At 46.8% G+C, this 16,625-nt stretch carries 16 protein-coding genes and 1 riboswitch; of the genes, 9 read left to right on the plus strand and 7 right to left on the minus strand.

All coding sequences use genetic code 11. The annotated features are described in order from the left end of the window. Window positions 1–205 precede the first annotated feature (205 nt). The gene (locus EKM96_RS09950; RefSeq protein WP_125643191.1) at window positions 206–685 is read left to right on the plus strand and encodes a MarR family winged helix-turn-helix transcriptional regulator; all 480 of its coding nucleotides are present in this window, start codon (window positions 206–208) and stop codon (window positions 683–685) included. A gap of 60 nt (window positions 686–745) precedes the next feature. Here EKM96_RS09950 and EKM96_RS09955 read toward each other — a convergent pair whose 3' ends face one another. Beyond that, complete coding sequence (locus EKM96_RS09955) at window positions 746–1,426, minus strand: type II CAAX endopeptidase family protein (protein WP_225417760.1); 681 nt, start codon at window positions 1,424–1,426, stop codon at window positions 746–748. A gap of 307 nt (window positions 1,427–1,733) precedes the next feature. Next, window positions 1,734–1,985, minus strand: coding sequence for a hypothetical protein (locus tag EKM96_RS09960; protein WP_125643196.1), 252 nt, complete (start codon window positions 1,983–1,985; stop codon window positions 1,734–1,736). Between the two features lie 149 nt (window positions 1,986–2,134). Here EKM96_RS09960 and EKM96_RS09965 point away from each other — a divergent pair, with 149 nt between their 5' ends. From EKM96_RS09965 to pgmB, 3 genes are all read left to right on the plus strand, one after another. Continuing rightward, window positions 2,135–3,094, plus strand: coding sequence for a 2-hydroxyacid dehydrogenase family protein (locus tag EKM96_RS09965; protein WP_125643199.1), 960 nt, complete (start codon window positions 2,135–2,137; stop codon window positions 3,092–3,094). A gap of 234 nt (window positions 3,095–3,328) precedes the next feature. Beyond that, window positions 3,329–6,043: a glycoside hydrolase family 65 protein gene (locus EKM96_RS09970; protein WP_125643202.1), complete on the plus strand. Its 2,715-nt coding sequence runs from the start codon at window positions 3,329–3,331 to the stop codon at window positions 6,041–6,043. Between the two features lie 13 nt (window positions 6,044–6,056). Then, a complete protein-coding gene (gene pgmB / locus EKM96_RS09975; RefSeq protein WP_125643205.1) occupies window positions 6,057–6,731 on the plus strand; it encodes a beta-phosphoglucomutase in 675 nt (224 codons plus the stop codon). Window positions 6,732–6,788: 57 nt separating this feature from the next. Here pgmB and EKM96_RS09980 read toward each other — a convergent pair whose 3' ends face one another. Next, on the minus strand, window positions 6,789–7,559 hold the full coding sequence (locus EKM96_RS09980; RefSeq protein ID WP_125643208.1) for a Cof-type HAD-IIB family hydrolase: 771 nt from the start codon (window positions 7,557–7,559) through the stop codon (window positions 6,789–6,791). A gap of 157 nt (window positions 7,560–7,716) precedes the next feature. Between EKM96_RS09980 and EKM96_RS09985 the strand changes: the two genes are divergently transcribed. Then, the gene (locus EKM96_RS09985) at window positions 7,717–8,364 is read left to right on the plus strand and encodes a deoxynucleoside kinase (RefSeq protein WP_125643211.1); all 648 of its coding nucleotides are present in this window, start codon (window positions 7,717–7,719) and stop codon (window positions 8,362–8,364) included. Window positions 8,365–8,401: 37 nt separating this feature from the next. Here the strand turns inward: EKM96_RS09985 and EKM96_RS09990 are convergent, their stop codons facing one another. The 3 genes from EKM96_RS09990 to metK all read right to left on the minus strand — a co-directional run bounded on the left by EKM96_RS09990 (window position 8,402) and on the right by metK (window position 11,703). Continuing rightward, window positions 8,402–8,725: a DUF960 domain-containing protein gene (locus EKM96_RS09990; protein ID WP_125643214.1), complete on the minus strand. Its 324-nt coding sequence runs from the start codon at window positions 8,723–8,725 to the stop codon at window positions 8,402–8,404. Between the two features lie 69 nt (window positions 8,726–8,794). Continuing rightward, window positions 8,795–10,276 (minus strand): MDR family MFS transporter, encoded by a 1,482-nt coding sequence (locus tag EKM96_RS09995; RefSeq protein WP_125643217.1) that lies wholly within the window; start codon window positions 10,274–10,276, stop codon window positions 8,795–8,797. 239 nt (window positions 10,277–10,515) lie between these two features. Further along, window positions 10,516–11,703 (minus strand): methionine adenosyltransferase, encoded by a 1,188-nt coding sequence (gene metK, locus EKM96_RS10000; RefSeq protein ID WP_125643220.1) that lies wholly within the window; start codon window positions 11,701–11,703, stop codon window positions 10,516–10,518. Next, window positions 11,701–11,819, minus strand: a riboswitch (SMK box riboswitch). It overlaps the preceding gene by 3 nt. Before the next feature lie 129 nt (window positions 11,820–11,948). On the opposite strand from metK, the gene EKM96_RS10005 reads away from it, so the two are divergent. Both EKM96_RS10005 and EKM96_RS10010 read left to right on the plus strand, forming a co-directional pair. After that, complete coding sequence (locus EKM96_RS10005) at window positions 11,949–12,656, plus strand: hypothetical protein (RefSeq protein WP_125643223.1); 708 nt, start codon at window positions 11,949–11,951, stop codon at window positions 12,654–12,656. 131 nt (window positions 12,657–12,787) lie between these two features. Further along, on the plus strand, window positions 12,788–13,132 hold the full coding sequence (locus tag EKM96_RS10010) for a hypothetical protein (RefSeq protein WP_125643226.1): 345 nt from the start codon (window positions 12,788–12,790) through the stop codon (window positions 13,130–13,132). Window positions 13,133–13,177: 45 nt separating this feature from the next. Here the strand turns inward: EKM96_RS10010 and EKM96_RS10015 are convergent, their stop codons facing one another. After that, entirely contained in the window at window positions 13,178–13,765 is a 588-nt protein-coding gene (locus EKM96_RS10015; RefSeq protein ID WP_125643229.1) for a hypothetical protein, read from the minus strand. Window positions 13,766–14,094: 329 nt separating this feature from the next. Between EKM96_RS10015 and EKM96_RS10020 the strand changes: the two genes are divergently transcribed. Then, window positions 14,095–14,421, plus strand: a complete 327-nt coding sequence (locus EKM96_RS10020) for a heavy metal-binding domain-containing protein (protein WP_125643232.1) — start codon at window positions 14,095–14,097, stop codon at window positions 14,419–14,421. A 382-nt stretch (window positions 14,422–14,803) separates the two neighbouring features. After that, window positions 14,804–15,376, plus strand: a complete 573-nt coding sequence (locus EKM96_RS10025) for a matrixin family metalloprotease (protein ID WP_125643235.1) — start codon at window positions 14,804–14,806, stop codon at window positions 15,374–15,376. Window positions 15,377–16,625 lie beyond the last annotated feature (1,249 nt).

Here is a 16,625-nt window from a genome sequence, read left to right on the forward strand (position 1 = left end):
AGATACGTTAGAATCCATGTATTAGAAGCTAGCTAATGGGAGAGGACTTCCATTTACACAAAAAATTTGACACTCCCGTCATAATTGTCACACAGTTTGTTTTGCGACTCTTTTTTTGAGGTCAGTCTTTTAGAGGCTTTGGCTTGCAAGTGACAATTTAATTGTATACAATACTCTCGAAAGTAATTGAAAGGAGGCCTGTGCCATGTCAAATGTTTCACCTGTATTATTGGATGAACAGCTCTGTTTCTCCATTTACTCTGCCAGCAAGAAGTTTAACCATTTTTACCAAAGCGCCCTGGCACCCTTTGGTTTAACCTATCCCCAATACATTGCTTTATTGGTGTTATGGGAAGATGCACCACTCACCGTTCACCAGCTGGGCGACCGACTTGAACTTGATAGTGGAACCCTGACGCCTTTGCTAAAACGCTTGGAAAAGCAAGGGTGGGTTGAACGTGTCCGCAGTCGCACCGATGAACGGCAAGTGCTGATTCACCTCACTGATATGGCTACGGCTAAACGTGATGAAGTCTACGCACGAATTGGTCAATGTCAGTCATTGCTTGGCATGTCTGATGATGAAATCAACAGCATGATGACCAAACTGGTGACCGTCAAGCAACAGCTCGACGAAGTCAGCAATAATCGTAAAATCGCTAAGGAAGTCGACAAGACTCTTTAAGTTGTTCTCACAAAGAAGCCTCGCAATTCAAATGAATTGCGAGGCTTCTTCTATCATTTTCTATTTAAGGCTTAGGAACATCAGACCAACGGCAACCAGATTATTAAATGCGTGAAGAATAACCGTACTTTGCAGCTTATCCGTTTTGCGGTAAACATAGGCAAACGTGCCGCCCATCACCGCATAGATCACCCAGCTCACGGGATTATCACTCATATGTGGAATGGAGAACGCGGCCCCACTAATCATAATCGGTAGCCAGAATGAGTTCTGTGAAAAACAACCATCCAGCAAAACCCCTCTAAAAGTCAGTTCTTCAACGACCGGTGAAGCCAAAACGGCCGTCACACTTAGCATGATCATGGTCAATGAGCTCCGACCCATGATTTGTGAAATAGCTTGGTTATTGGCCGTGCTCGTTTCATGGTAGAGCAAGTTGTTCACCAGGCCCAAAAGCGCCTCAACCAACAGAATGAAACCGTAGGCTCGAACCATGAGCCACCAGTCTTTCCTCGTTAACCGTTGCCATGGCCGGGGACGAAAATGCCGCCAGGCCCAAAAACCAATCACGGCGGTTAGAACAAAGCCAACCACATATAAGACACTCCAACCAATTAATTGCCACAGTGGCCCATGCTTCAGAAACAAAGCCGGCAACTGAACAAAGTTCAATAGGACTAAGAGAATCATGACCCAACCCCAGCCGCTAAAACCACCGATTTTCCATAATTTAGTTTTCACTTGTTCGACCCTTCCCTTTTTGTTGTCCAACCTTACTAACATGGCCGAATCGGCCGATCCTGTTAGCGCGCGCTTTCCATTAGTTAGTAACTTAGATGTTTAGTTATTATATATTTTTTGATAGCAATTTCATAAAATGTGCGGTACTATATGGTTGCGGGCATGTATGAGGAAACTTTTACTTGTTCGTGAGGTTTCTGTCCTCATTCAACAGACAGATTTCATTTTACTCCCCCAAAGTAGATGAAATTTTTTTACAACATAATCCCCCAATTATGTTGTAACCTTACTCTTTGGCCATTGCGACTTATCGTAATGGCTTTTTTTGTGTCTCATGGTCATCAACATCCTCATCTTCTCTTGGTGACAATGGCCGATGGCGCCCCCAGGTCAGCCAAAGAGCCGCTAAGTCGGCGGCTGTTGCTGTGGCCATCCCGACCAGTCCGATCAAGGCTTTTAACCAGATGAGATCGGCCCAAGAGACCATTAACCAAATGGTCACGCCAATAATCAATCCCGACAGTGAAACCATCCATAACCAGGCCTTGAACATCTTCACATGCGTCCCCCCTCTCCAATCAATGACATATGACAAATCTTACCACGTTTGGTCAGGTTAATCGAAAGAAAGTAACGAGATGGGTGCTTTCATTTCTGGAAACGGTTACAATTAAATTGAGTTAAAATCTATTAAAGGAGTGACCGTTTATGAAACAAGTGTTAGTGACGGCACCAATCCCTGCAAAGGCCTTAGCAATTTTGAAGGATGCTGGATTGGCAGTTGATAGTTATTCTGGTGAAGGCCTGATTACCAAGGCAGAATTGCTACAACGCATTCCAGGTAAGGACTTTTTAATCACGCCATTGTCCACCCACGTAGATGCAGAAATCATCGATGCCGATCCACAATTAAAGCTCATTGCTAATTATGGGGCCGGCTTTAACAATATTGATGTCGCCTATGCTCGTCAAAAAGGCATTCCGGTTACCAATACACCAGGCGTCTCCACAACCTCTACTGCCGAGGTCACGACCGGTCTAATCATTAGCCTCTCCCATCGAATGATGGAAGGCGACCGTTTGATGCGCGGCGCTGGTTTCTCCGGCTGGTCGCCACTCTTCTTCTTGGGTCATGAGCTGGCCGGAAAGACCTTAGGGATCGTTGGCATGGGCCAAATTGGCCAGGCTGTTGCTAAACGAATGGCCGCCTTCGATATGCGCATCATCTACACGCAGCGGCATCCCTTACCGGACGACGTAGCCGCCGCCATTCCAGCGGAATTTGTCTCATTACCGGAGCTGATAAAGAGCAGCGATGTCCTAACCCTCCACTGTCCGCTGAATGATGCCACCCACCACCTGATCGATGCCAAAGCCTTTTCCGAAATGAAACCTGGCGCTGTCTTGATCAACGCCGCGCGGGGACCGGTGATTGATGAGGCTGCCCTCCTAACCGCCCTGAAAAATCACACCATTAGTGGCGCCGCCCTCGACGTCTATGAAGCCGAGCCAAAGGTTGCCGATGGTTTCAAGGCCTTGGATAACGTCGTTTTAACCCCACACATTGGCAATGCCACGGTGGAAGCTCGCGATGCCATGGCAAATATCGTTGCTAACAATGCCGTGCGCGTTGCCAACGACGATGCCCCTCTGTATGTCGTCAATTAAAATTTCACTCACCTACTTCGTCCAAAACGACGAAGTATTTTTTTATATCAACGGCAGGACGGTATCCAGAGCCACTTAACGTGATGCAATCGGTTGCATTTCCGATATAACAACAATTGCAAAGAAGATAATTTTATCATTTTTCAAGGTGAATAATTGCGATCGCGGTCAATATCCCCTAGACTTGGAGGTGGACAAAGCTTTAATTGTTAGCAGGAAGGATGATGAGGAAGTTTGAAATTAATCACGCTACATGTTTTAGACGATTCACTCGAGGTTAATTATCAACCGACTGACAGTCCCACGCAGCGACAATTTATCATTACGTATAACCCTGAACAACCTATCGGGGAAAACCTAGAGAACCTGCGGACCAAACTTGCCGGTTTAGACGTTGACGGTGGGATCGTCGATAACGCCCTCAGCTATCCATTTTCGGATACCGTTGTCGGCATCAATCATCAACGAATCGATATTGGCTTAGCCATCGCAAACATGCTGAATATTCCGGTTGTTAGCCGCCAAAGCATTGGTAAGGCAGGCGTCAAGGCCGCCTTGGACGCTAAGCGCGAGTACCTGACCTGGCATCTGGATTATTATGGTCAATATCAAGGCAAGCGTAATTATGGTCAGGAAGCCATGTTGACGATTGGCAATGGGTTCTTTGGCCTGCGGGGGGCCTATACCGAGTCACATGCCGACCAGGATAACTATCCTGGCATGTATACGGCTGGCCTCTACGACCAACTCACAACCAATCTGAATGGACGCAACGTTAAGAATGAAGACCTGGTTAACCTGCCCAATGCCCAGGCCCTATCCTTTGGGGTCGATCATCAGTCGCCATTCCAAATTAAGGCAGCGGACATTCAAGACATCTATCGAAGCCTCGACCTACACACTGGGGTGCTGACGACGACCATGCTGGTTCAACTGTCAACGGGGCACTCACTCAAGGTGGAAACCAAAAAAATCGCGGACTTTAAAAACTGGCATCGATTGGGTATCCAGTATCGGATTACCCCACTGAACTTTTCGGGAACCGTTCAGGTGTACTCGGCCATTGATGGCAACGTTATTAATGATAACGTTGAACGCTATCGGGCATTTGACCAACACCACATTCAGGTCACCGGGACTAGTCAGAATGACGATGCCATCTTTCTTGAGGGCCAAACCCGCTCATCGAAAGTCGACGTGGTCTTGGGATCGCGACTTACAGGTGATGGCCATGCCCTTTCCTTACCAGACACCCAGTTCCCTCACGCCGATCAACAGGCGCGGCAGATGCGGACGCTCGATGTTCAGGCTAACCAAACCTACACCTTTGAAAAAAATATTGTGCTCTTCACGAGTCGTGAAACTGACGGGAACCTGCTCGACCACGCCGCTAAGGAAAGTCAGCTGGCCAGCTTCAGGGATACGCTATCCAGTAGCACTCAGTATTGGCAAGACCGCTGGGATGACCTGGATATCCAAATTGACCGTGACATGACCAGCCAAAAACTGATGCGAGTCAATTTGTATCATCTCTTCTCGGCCGTCCAAGCCATCTCTTCAGGGAAGATTGATGCCTCAATCAACGCTCGGGGACTCGATGGTGAGGCCTACCGTGGCCACGTCTTCTGGGATGAAATGTTCGATCTGCCCGTATTCACACTCCACGACCCCCAGTTAACTCGCCAACTACTGATGTATCGCTATCGTCGCCTACCGGCAGCCAAAGAAAATGCTGCCGCGGCCGGATTCGATGGCGCAATGTTTCCTTGGCAATCCGGAACAACCGGTGACGAGCAATCACAAACGGTGCATTTAAATCCGCTGACCAATACCTGGGACCCAGATTACTCTTCTCTGCAACGACATGTCTCCCTGGCCATCGCCTATAATGTCATCATGTACTGCCGAATTGCCGGCGATCAGGACTTCATGCAAAAGTACGGCCTAGAGATGATTCAAGAAATTTCAAAATTTTGGATTAGCAAGGCTAAGTATGACCGCAAGACCAAGCGATACACCATCGACGAGGTGATGGGACCAGACGAATTCCATGAAAATTATCCGAATGCATCCTCAACTGGCCTCGCCAACAACGCCTACACCAACATCATGGTCACCTGGCTCTTTAATCAACTGACCGCCATTCGCCAGGACCAATCTGTGGCCACCCTGAAGGCCGTTGATACCAAGACTGATTTCACGGCGGCCAGCTTGAAACAGATTGACGAGATCCGACATCATCTCAAGCTGGACCTTAATGATGACGCCATCATTGGCCAATTTGAAGGTTACTTCAAACTGCCAACGCTTGATTTTCAGAAATATCGCGCCAAATACGGCGATATTTCACGGATGGACCGCATATTAAAGGCCGAAGGCAAGAGCCCCGACACCTATCAAGTTGCCAAGCAGGCCGATGCCCTAATGGCGTTTTACAGTTTGGATGCCGAGGAGGTTAAGTCGCTGATGGCTCAGTTGGGTTATCCACTGCCCGAAGGTGCCCTCCTTAAGAATCTACAATTCTATTTAGACCGCACCACCCATGGATCGACCCTTTCTCGAGTCGTATACGCGGCTCTAACCGCGATGGCTGGTAACATGGACCAATCCTGGCAATTCTTCTCCCAGGCCCTCCTATCGGATTATTACGACATTCAAGGGGGGACAACAGCCGAGGGAATCCATCTTGGCGTCATGGGCGCGGTGACCTTTCTCGCCACGCGCTACTATGCCGGTGTCGATAGCCTAGCGACCGAGCTGACCATCACCCCGCACCTCCCCTATAAATGGCATGAAATTGCCTTCAAACAACAAATACGGGGAATTCGCTACTCATTCACGATTAATCATCATCAAATAACGGTTTCCGCCGACCACGCAGCAACGCTCACGGTAATGACGAAAGCCGTCACCTTGACCCCTAACAAACCGGTCACAATCACCTATTAAAGGAGTGTTTTTTATGACAAAATTTGCTGATATTAAAGGTTTCGTATTCGATCTCGACGGTGTCATCACCGACACCTCAATTCTCCACGGTAACGCTTGGCATCAATTGGCCGATTCCCTCGACATCGCTTGGAGCACCGAACTGGGTAATGCCCTAAAGGGAATTAGCCGAATGGATTCACTTGAAATGATTCTTAAGGCCGGTGGTAAAGAAAACGACTTTTCTACTGCCGAAAAAGAAAAATTGGCCACTCAAAAGAACACCAATTATATTGCCGAGGTCGATAAGATGACGCCCGCCAACATTCTTCCGGGGATGAAGGACTTCCTTGACAGCCTGCGCGCTAATGGGTATCAACTTTCTCTTGCCTCGGCCTCAAAGAATGCCCCCCGTGTCCTGGGCAAACTAGAATTGGCCGATTACTTTCCTAAGGTGGTCGACCCAGCCAGCTTGACTCACGGCAAGCCCGATCCAGAAATCTACACCAAAGGGGCAGCACTACTCGACCTCAAACCAGAACAATGTATTGGGGTAGAAGATGCTGCGGCCGGGGTTGCCGCCATTAATGCTGCCGGCGAAACTTCTGTTGGGATTGGTAATGATACAGAATTGGCTGCCGCTGACATGGTCTTCAACGACACGTCTGCCGTTACCCTGGCCAACATCAAAGCAAAGTTAGACAACTAATCCAGGCCACTAAAAAAACTTCCGGCACTCAGACCGGAAGTTTTTTAATATCCAAAATTATTTAATTAATCCGAAATGTCGTAGACCGGTAACAATGCCATCCGTCGTGTTGGTTCCGGTGACATAGGCTGCTTGATGCTTCGCCTGATAGACCCCATTTCCCATCGCAATCGGAACATCAACCTCGTCAAACATTTGTAAGTCATTGAATCCATCCCCAAAGGCATACGTCTTCACGCCACTGAGCCCCGCTTCCTTTAGAAAGGTCCGGATCCCCGTCTGCTTGGTAATTCCCGTGAGCATGGTATCTAGGGCCCGCGGATTATTACGAACAAAGCTCAGCGAGCCGGCAAACTCTTCTCGATAGACCTGCTCCTTATCACGATTGAAGACATTTAAAAAGTTAATATCGTGGTTGAGATACCACTCCGGATCGACGACTGGATTCAAGCGTAACAACTTGAAATTATCAGTGGTGTCCGTATTAGACTGACTTAATCGAAAGCCCTGATTATTGAAATAACCAACTGGGTCCCCCTGCTTATTCGCAAACTTAGTCACGGCCGATAAAACTTCCTTGTCGAGAACAGCAGCCGACAACCGATGCCCTTGATACTGGACATAGCTGCCATTTGCACTCACCACCGCATCAATGTTAGTGGCATCGAGTACGTATTGAATTTCAAAAATGTTTCTTCCTGTGGCAATAACTGGTAGAATATGATGTTGTTGCATCTCGTGAATGGCCGCAATGCTCGCGGGTAAAACATGTTTCTCATCGTCGAACAAGGTGCCATCTAAATCAAAAAAAACAACTGCATTTTCCATAAGCAATAACCTCCCAATCCGTTGTCTCTCATGGCTCTATTATACCGCAATGGACAAAGTTAACGAAATGGGCTGATATTTTTCTGCTAAGTAGATGTGGTAGCTGGTTTTTTTATGGTACACTATATCTTGTATTTTGAATAAAAGAGGGGCTATCATGGTGATAATTACAGCTGGAATGATCGGTGTCGGTAAAACGACCTTAACTGGAAAGATTGCATCACATCTGGGTACGAAGGCATTCTTCGAACCCGTCGGTGAGAACCCGGTATTGCCACTATACTACCGGGATCCAAAACAATATGGATTCTTACTTCAAATCTATTTCTTGAACAAGCGTTTTAGCATGATCAAACGGGCGCTAGCAGACGATAACAACGTCTTAGACCGTTCCATCTATGAAGATGCGCTCTTCACCCGTGAGAACAACGCCGAAGGTAACATCACGGATACCGAACTAGAAGTCTACTTAAATCTTCTGGACAACATGATGACCGAACTCGACGAATTGCCAAAGAAGGCACCGGACTTACTAGTCTATGCCGATGCAGACTTCGATACAATCCTTCACCGGATTAAGAAACGTGGTCGGGATTACGAACAATTCGATGACAATCCTGAATTGGAATCCTACTACAAGAAAATGTGGACGGCTTACCAAGGTTGGTTCGAAGACTTTGATATCAGTCCAAAGATCAAGATCGACTTACAAAAATATGACCTCGACGTGCCCGGTAATACCGAACTCGTCTTGGCACAAATCGACGACGCGCTGAAGGATATCCGTTCTGACGCCACCGTTTAGACAAACAAAAATCGCTGACCAATTGGTCAGCGATTTTTTATTCATCAATGGTTTCCGATGGTAATAGAATAATCTGACTATCGCCATCATCATAGGCTAAGACCTTTTCCGGCAAGGTTGTCGTAAAGGCAAATTCCGTATCGAACCCAATGCGTAAGGTTCCATCGGACTCGTCGGCCTGAACATACTCGTAAGTGGCCTTCCCATCCTTATTCTGCAACTCAAAGGTTAACAAGTTACTCAGTGGGAAGAAGCCTTGGAGGTCATGGTCAATGATCCGCCAAACAGCATCGATCATCTCCCCTGGTAAAGCAGCCACCGTTCCGTAGCTAGCATACCGAGCATGGTTTCTTTCGAACATTTCCATCGCCTCCACTTCTCATTTCATCATGGGTCTATTATAACGTATCTGCATAAGTCATGGTTAAAATTAGTCAGTTGATTCTTTCAGGTCACGACTACTTTTCCGGTCAAACCAATTAACCATAAACGAAATGGCAATCAGGATAACACCAGCAATGAAGATGGCGTGTAAACCTTGATACAAAATTCCGTGTAGCGTTGGCAATAAATGACTGGGTAAAGACTTTGCCGTCTGAGGATTAATTAATTGGTTCATCATACTCATATTGGTGTTAGCATGTTGCGCCACACCACGGGTCATGGCAACGTTCATGATAATCCCGAAGATTGACACCATCACGGTTTGTCCCAGCGTCCTGGCCAGCGTATTAAATGAAGTGGCAACCCCGACCTCATCGACGGCCACCTGACTCTGAACGGTAACCGTTGTGGTCGTAATGGTAATCCCAAACCCGGTTCCGCAGACTGCCGCGATCACAAAGAAGGTCCAGAATGGCGTTGTCACTGGCGCAAGCGCCATGGCAATCGCCCCAATCGTCACCAACACCAGACTGATATTAACAATTTGATAGGGAGAATGACTCAAGAGTAGCTTGCCGGCAATGAATGACCCAACAATCCACATTAAGGAACTTGGCGTAATGGCAAATCCAGCCTGCGAAGCCGGTAACCCGAGCAGGCCTTGCGTCCAAGTTGGGAGATAGACTTCAAACCCCATGATGAACCCACTTAACAACGCCGCAATCAAATTTTGAATCACAAAGGTTCGATCGGCGAAGAGGGTCATGGGAATCAGCGGATCGGCCACGCGTTTTTCCTGATGAATGAACAACGCAAAGGCAATAATGGCCAAAACAAATCCACCAACGACCCACATTAGATTCAACTGGCCTTCGCCTAGCAACTGGAAGGTTAGCATCATCAACAACAGCCCCACCGACAACCAAAGGCAACCGCCCCAGTCCATCGTAAACGGCTTACGGTCCATGGTTTCAAAGAGGAAGAACCAGATCAGGGCCATCGTCACAATGCCAATTGGAATATTAATGAAGAAAATCCAATGCCAACTCAAGTGGTCGACGATGAATCCCCCCAACAATGGAGCCACCACGGCCGCGATCCCCCAGGCCGACCCATTGAGTCCCATTACCCGTGCACGCTTCTCTACGGGGTAAATATCGGCTAATATGGTGAAGGAAACCGGCATGATCGCCCCGGCTCCAATTCCTTGAAGAGCGCGCCATGCGATCAGGGTCTCCATGCTGTGGGACATCCCCGATAGGGTTGACCCCACAATAAAAATCAATAGGCCAATCAAGAAGACCCGCTTCCGACCAACCGTATCGGCCAACTTGCCGTAGATCGGTGTTGCCAAGGCATTGGTTAGTAGAAAGATGGAGAACACCCAGTTCATTAGGGCTACACCATGAAGATCACCAACAATGGTGGGCATTGCGGTGGAGACAATGGTCCCCTCAACGGCCGACATAAAGGTCGCGACAAAGACGGCGCCGGTAACGACAGCGACGTTTGTTTGTTTCTTAGACATAATTTCCTCCTGTCGTTGGCCCCACCACACAACGTTTCTGAGTAGCCAAAGCCGCTACTCCCCAATTTCTGATTAAGTCAGTAATAGTCTAATTATCAATGGCCATCGCAAAAATTTCAAGTGATCACGACTGTTAATTTTTAATGGCAGCCGATCCATAAATAACGAATTGACCAGTGAACAAAAATTCCGGCGCCCATTGGGCACCGGAACTCATGAACCGTTAATTTAATTAACGCTTACTTGCAAAATTTTTGTAAATCATCGACCTTGTCAAGCTTTTCCCAAGGCAAGTCAATGTCAGTCCGGCCAAAGTGACCGTAAGCAGCCGTTTGTTCATAGATTGGCCGCTTGAGATCTAACATTTCAATGATACCTGCTGGCCGTAAATCAAAGAACTCACGAACAGCTTCGGACAGCTTGCTCTCGGTTACCTTACCAGTGCCAAAAGTGTTGACGTAAACAGAAACGGGTTCTGCTACACCAATGGCATAGGCAATTTGGACTTCACACTCAGTGGCCAGTTTAGCAGCAACGATGTTCTTCGCAATGTAACGCGCAGCGTAGCTAGCTGAACGGTCAACCTTCGTGGCATCCTTACCGGAGAAGCAACCACCACCATGATGGGCAGCACCACCGTAAGTATCAACGATGATCTTCCGACCAGTTAAACCAGCATCCCCTTGAGGGCCACCGATAACAAACCGACCCGTTGGGTTGATGAAGTACTTCGTCTTGTCATCTAACAACTCGGCTGGAATGGTTGGCTTGATCACTTGTTCGATCACGTCTTGGCGAATTTGGTCCAAGGAGATCTCAGGATCATGTTGTGTACTCAAAACAACCGTGTCTACTCGCATAGGCTTGTTGTTTTCATCATACTCAACCGTGACCTCAGTCTTGGCATCTGGCCGTAGGTAATCAATGGCATCCGTCTTCCGCAACATGGCAATCCGTTGCATTAAGGCATGGCTCAGCGTGATTGGAAGTGGCATCAGCTGTGGCGTTTCGTCAACAGCATAACCAAACATTAACCCTTGATCCCCGGCACCAATTTGGTCCAGTGGATCCGAATCACCAGAACGCGTTTCCAAGGAGTCATCAACCCCTTGGGCAATATCAGGTGATTGTTCGTCGATAGCTACCAGAACGGCACAGTTGTCACCATCGAAGCCGTATTGACCATCTGTGTAGCCAATCCGCTTAATGGTTTCCCGGACGATCTTTTGGATATCTACGTAGGCCTTGGTTGAAACTTCACCAAAGACCAAAACTAAACCAGTTGTCACGGACGTTTCACACGCTACCCGTGAATCTGGGTCTTGGGCCAACATGGCGTCCAAGATGGCGTCACTGATTTGATCAGCGATCTTATCAGGATGTCCTTCAGAAACAGATTCTGAAGTAAATAAATGTCTTTCTTGCAATGGATATTCCCCCTAGATTGAGTTGACGCGAGTTGACCGATAATCTCGCAGTCATTCGGTTACAAGGCAGCTTCACTGGGTTCGTGAATCCTATCGGGAATTGACTCATAACTCAAGAAGTTTAACATAGATCAAATAAAGTTTAAAGCCGGCCACTTGAAATTTTCACAAACAAGCATTGACCCACTCGCCAATAATCACTAAGATAAAAGACATACTATCGACAATCGAAATGGAGCGATTCAATGCCCACACTCAAAGCTCTCATCAAAAACCGAACCCTGCAACAACTCTTAATCTTTGCCCTTACCCAGAACTGTCTGTGGTGGTTGGCTGGATCCACAGCATCAACCGGGACCCCACTTTCAACCTCGGTCAAACTCTTTCTGGTTGGCTATGGTCTATTTATGGCGGCCGGTTGTTTCTTAATCCTACGCCGTCATTTCCACTCGACCTTTGGTCCCCTGTTAGTCTGTATTGCCGCGATCTTTGGCTTATTTGCCGCTCCCAGTGAGGGCATGGTCCAAGCATTTTCCTTCATTATATGTGGCATGCTCATTCTCCTATGTGTGCCCAAGCTGGGGCTACAATCGATCTACGGGCTATTAGTCTTTAGTTTTCTGATCGGCGTTGGGATTCCCGTTATGCTGTTCTTCCTACGTAATCATTACCTAGCCACCCAATTTCTTTGGCCATTGATTCCACTCGTTGCCAGTTACCTGGCTCTGTTCGAGCGCTACTTTTTGCCGACCGCTACCGACTGGCGGTTGACCTTGATTACACCCGGAATTTTGGTCCTATCACTCCTCAGCCTGCCGCTGAGCTGGCGTAGCCTGCTTATTATCGTCCTGGTTGGCGGCCACTGGTGGTTCCAGCAACAACTTAATGCTCGCTATCAACTCATCACCACCGGTATCGTTCAGGTGATCGTGGGGGCTTTAATTCTTATCTAGACGGTTAGGCTAGATAAAAGCCGAACATCCTGGTCAGTATTTTAAAGTTTCGCTAAACTCCCACTTAGAATGCCCGTGTTCCCTAGGGTTCATGCTAAAATGAGGCATCATCTAATATCGGAGGAACCAATATGACAAAAATTAAAGTGATTGGTGACATCTTGATTGGTAAGTATCAGCCAACTTTGACTGGTAACCCCACCGTTGATGCCGCACTAGTCGATCGCTTTTGTCAAAACTTAGCAAATGCCTTAAATCTCGATCGAACCATGATTCAAGCGGAGCATCACTGGGACCTACAGTTGAACCCCGAATGGATCTATTTGATTGATTCTAAAATCCTCCAGGATACTGACCGAATCCGCTCTGCACACAACGTCGTGGGTATTAACCACACTGACCTGTTGCGCGGCCAAACAAAAACGACTGAGCAAAAATTAGCAAGTTTCCTAACGGCCCAATCGTCTCCAAAATAATTGTCCAATCATTCACTTGATTGGACTTTTTCTTTGTTCTAATTCTTACGTAAAGTCCTTAATATGCAGAATTGACCCCTTCAGCCAAAGCGTATGCTCCTCTAAATCTCGTTCCAACATCATGAGACCATCTACAAGTGGAACTGGTTTCCCGGCAATGTAGAATTGCGTTTTTAACCAATATAAATGATGATGGCGAATCTCAAAGGTTCTTCGCAGGCGATAACCAAATTTAGCGTAATTCAGGGTTTCAACAGCAGTTCCCTTCTTAACCTCACATTCATCGGCCTGTTCGAGTTCATCCAGTGAAAACGATAGCTTGCGATGAGAATGCCGGTCCCAAATCTCTAAGTGATACGAGGTCTCGATTGACTCTTGGAGGAAGTAACCGACGGTGGTGAAATAACTCCGGCGAAAGTGGCTCAGATCACTGATATCATGATAGAAGAGCCGCTGTTCTTGGTAATGGTTCAGTGACGTGTGCAAGGAGTTTTCCATGTGTTTGACGATAAGTCGGTAGGCTTCACGAATCTCTAAAAACCGGTCGATCATCTCACACTGCTCCTCTGTTAATGGCGTGTCGTTGTCCGGTGTCCGATGCACCTGGTCACCTGAATCTTTATCATCACTCATAAGTTAGTACTCCTCTTGGTCCAATCGTTAACTTCCGATTGACCTTAAGGGTCACTTTAACAGGTCGTCGTCCACATAGATACTTCCGATTAATGATAAATAATTAGGCGAACCCGTCAAATTGATCATTTGGCCGTCGCAAAACTGGAACAAATCCCCTATTTTGGCTAATATTCACGCATAACATGAGGATTTGTGACGGCCATATGCAGTTTTGCGATAATAACAGAACTAATATTTGCCGCTCAACATTTATTTTCAATTTGGGGTTGCTTGTCTTCAAAAGATAAATTGCGTATAGTTAAAGACGTCAAAGAGGAGGAAATTCTATGGAAACAATTTTAGTGACAACAACCGAGAACATTCCCGGTCAGGACTATACCGTCATTGGGGAAGTGTTCGGTTTAACAACTCAGTCCAAGAACGTTTTCCGTAACATTGGTGCATCATTGAAGAACGTCGTTGGTGGTGAAATCAAGGATTACACCAAGATGCTTGAAGAATCACGAGATATTGCGGTCGACCGTTTACGAGCCAATGCCGCTGCCATGGGAGCCGATGCCGTCGTCATGATGCGCTTTGACTCTGGATCCATCGGTACCGATATGCAATCAGTCGCTGCTTACGGAACTGCTGTTAAATTTCGGGAAATCTGACTAGTATACCGGTTTAATTGGACGCAATGTTCGTTACACCCTAATATTCGTTCACGAGAACGCTTACAGGCATCTCAGGATCGTTGGCACAACAGCCACGACATCTGGGATGCCTTTTTTGTTCCCAAAAAGAGAATATTCCGATAAAAACGTAGTTACCTTTATGGCCACAATCGCCGATGTGTAACCATTTGTCGCATCCATACAGGTGTTTTTTGCCCTTTTATATCCACTTCGCCAATAATGTCCCCATGAAACTGTCCACACTTGCAGAAGTGACCGATCAACTCCTTTGATACCCGTCCTATACTAACCATAGTCAATCAGATAGGGAACAGCTTAAAAATGATTATTCGGATTTAAAAGAAAGCGGGTATTTACAATGTTATCAAAATTTACTAAATGGGCAATCTTAATTATCGCAACCGTCGTTCTGACATTAGCTACTTTCAGTTCAACCATCATCGCATCCGCAACAACCAACACAGCTACTCCTTCTTGGGGCAGTTGGGAAGACACGACTATTACATACAAGACGAGCACTTCTTCTTCATACTACAAGGGTGTTTGGAAGAACGCCGTTAAGCGTTGGAACTCCGTCGGCGTTGTTCAATTAAAGGCTGCCAAGGCCGGTCAAAAGGCTGACATCACCTTAACCTCTTCTGCTTCCTTAAGCACTAAGAGCGGCAAGTTAGCTGGTTACACGAACTACTCCTACTTAAAGAAGAGCAACGATAACGAAATCGTTTCTGCCACTTCTACTTTGAACCGTAGCTTACTTAGCAAGTACCACTACTCCAAGAACCAACGCACCAACGTTGCTACTCACGAAATTGGCCATGCCTTAGGTTTAAGCCACTCCAAGAGTAAGAACAGTGTTATGTATGCTTCCGACCGTTACGCATCAATCGACCACCAAGACAAGGTTGCTTTACAAAACGCTTACACCGATTAGTTAAATCTGACTGATAACATTGTAATATCCGATGAACCCTAGCCGCCCAGCTAGGGTTTTTATTTTGTCCAAAATTTCGACCACCGGTGGTCGACCTTCACCAACCCCTGCTACCACCCGACAACTTCAATACGCAGCCAAACATGGGCAAATACCCCAATCACAGATCAAATGACGCTCATAGTTGTCCCCTGCCGCATTTTATAAACAATCACATGTAATTGCTCGCGGATCGTCTTAAATCCACTACAGGTCGAGACAGCCGGTAAATGCGACGGCGTGAAAATCCACGGCTAATAAAATTCGAGTTAGTCTCCCTCATTTGAACCAGTACGAACATCTCTTTACAATAGAATGAAGTATCAGTAACTTGGGCACAGACCGTAAACCTGTCATCAATAGGAATGATAATCGCCATTATTTAGGCAATATGGAACAATTATCGTGCTTTGCCGGGAGTCGGAGACAATTCTCATCAATTGATCGTCATTTTTCCTACATCAAAGTCAGCTTCCCGTGATTTAGGGAACCGACTGAATATCTTAGAAGTAACCATATTGCGGCCTGTCCTCTGCAAATAAACTCTCAATGAGCTATATGGACTACAACTATGGACGGTGCCGGTACGGCCTCAAATCAACAGGTCGTCCTTGTTCTTCTATACAACAGGCCCTATCAGTCTTCATGTGGTTAGCGTGTGTTACTCAGTACTGGCAACCGAACCACTCAAGACCAGTTGTCTTTACGACCTCTTCCCTACTATACAAATACACACGACCTCGCGCTCACGAAGCGACTGTAATCACATTGTTTTGTGGCCTACGCCGCGAACACGAGGCTTAACGGTCATTCTACTTGTAATGGTTATCATTAATTAGCCAATGACGAATTGGGGCATACGCCTGCACTGCATTCTCATATAGATAGCCATCAAGCAATACCAGACGGTCAGCTAAACCATTCCACTAGCCCTGGAATCATCTAGTACACGTCTAAGCCACTCCGTGCTGTCATTTGTGTCTTTCCCTACTCCATCATTCAGACGTCGTGAGATCGGTCCTGAACGTCCCAAACTTATTAACCATCAACCAAAAACCGATTACAGCACAAAAAAAGAGCAACAACGTCATAACAACGTTGCTGCTCATTGAAACATCTGCATGTTCCTTATCATACCGGAGGTGGGGACTGGATAGAGCTTTCTATCCTTGGTATAAAGGCATTCCAATTATGGATGGGCGTTTTTTGG

The sequence above is a fragment of the Levilactobacillus tangyuanensis genome (assembly GCF_003946545.1).
Classification (GTDB): Bacteria; Bacillota; Bacilli; order Lactobacillales; family Lactobacillaceae; genus Levilactobacillus; species Levilactobacillus tangyuanensis.

Coding starts and splice junctions, on each gene's coding strand:
- EKM96_RS09965 (WP_125643199.1), top strand. CDS start 2,135: ATGAAACAAGTGTTAGTGACGGCACCAATCCCTGCAAAGGCCTTAGCA.
- EKM96_RS09985 (WP_125643211.1), top strand. CDS start 7,717: ATGGTGATAATTACAGCTGGAATGATCGGTGTCGGTAAAACGACCTTA.
- EKM96_RS09995 (WP_125643217.1), bottom strand. CDS start 10,276: ATGTCTAAGAAACAAACAAACGTCGCTGTCGTTACCGGCGCCGTCTTT.
- EKM96_RS09950 (WP_125643191.1), top strand. CDS start 206: ATGTCAAATGTTTCACCTGTATTATTGGATGAACAGCTCTGTTTCTCC.
- EKM96_RS09980 (WP_125643208.1), bottom strand. CDS start 7,559: ATGGAAAATGCAGTTGTTTTTTTTGATTTAGATGGCACCTTGTTCGAC.
- pgmB (WP_125643205.1), top strand. CDS start 6,057: ATGACAAAATTTGCTGATATTAAAGGTTTCGTATTCGATCTCGACGGT.
- EKM96_RS10015 (WP_125643229.1), bottom strand. CDS start 13,765: ATGAGTGATGATAAAGATTCAGGTGACCAGGTGCATCGGACACCGGAC.
- EKM96_RS10005 (WP_125643223.1), top strand. CDS start 11,949: ATGCCCACACTCAAAGCTCTCATCAAAAACCGAACCCTGCAACAACTC.
- EKM96_RS10020 (WP_125643232.1), top strand. CDS start 14,095: ATGGAAACAATTTTAGTGACAACAACCGAGAACATTCCCGGTCAGGAC.
- EKM96_RS10010 (WP_125643226.1), top strand. CDS start 12,788: ATGACAAAAATTAAAGTGATTGGTGACATCTTGATTGGTAAGTATCAG.
- EKM96_RS09990 (WP_125643214.1), bottom strand. CDS start 8,725: ATGTTCGAAAGAAACCATGCTCGGTATGCTAGCTACGGAACGGTGGCT.
- EKM96_RS10025 (WP_125643235.1), top strand. CDS start 14,804: ATGTTATCAAAATTTACTAAATGGGCAATCTTAATTATCGCAACCGTC.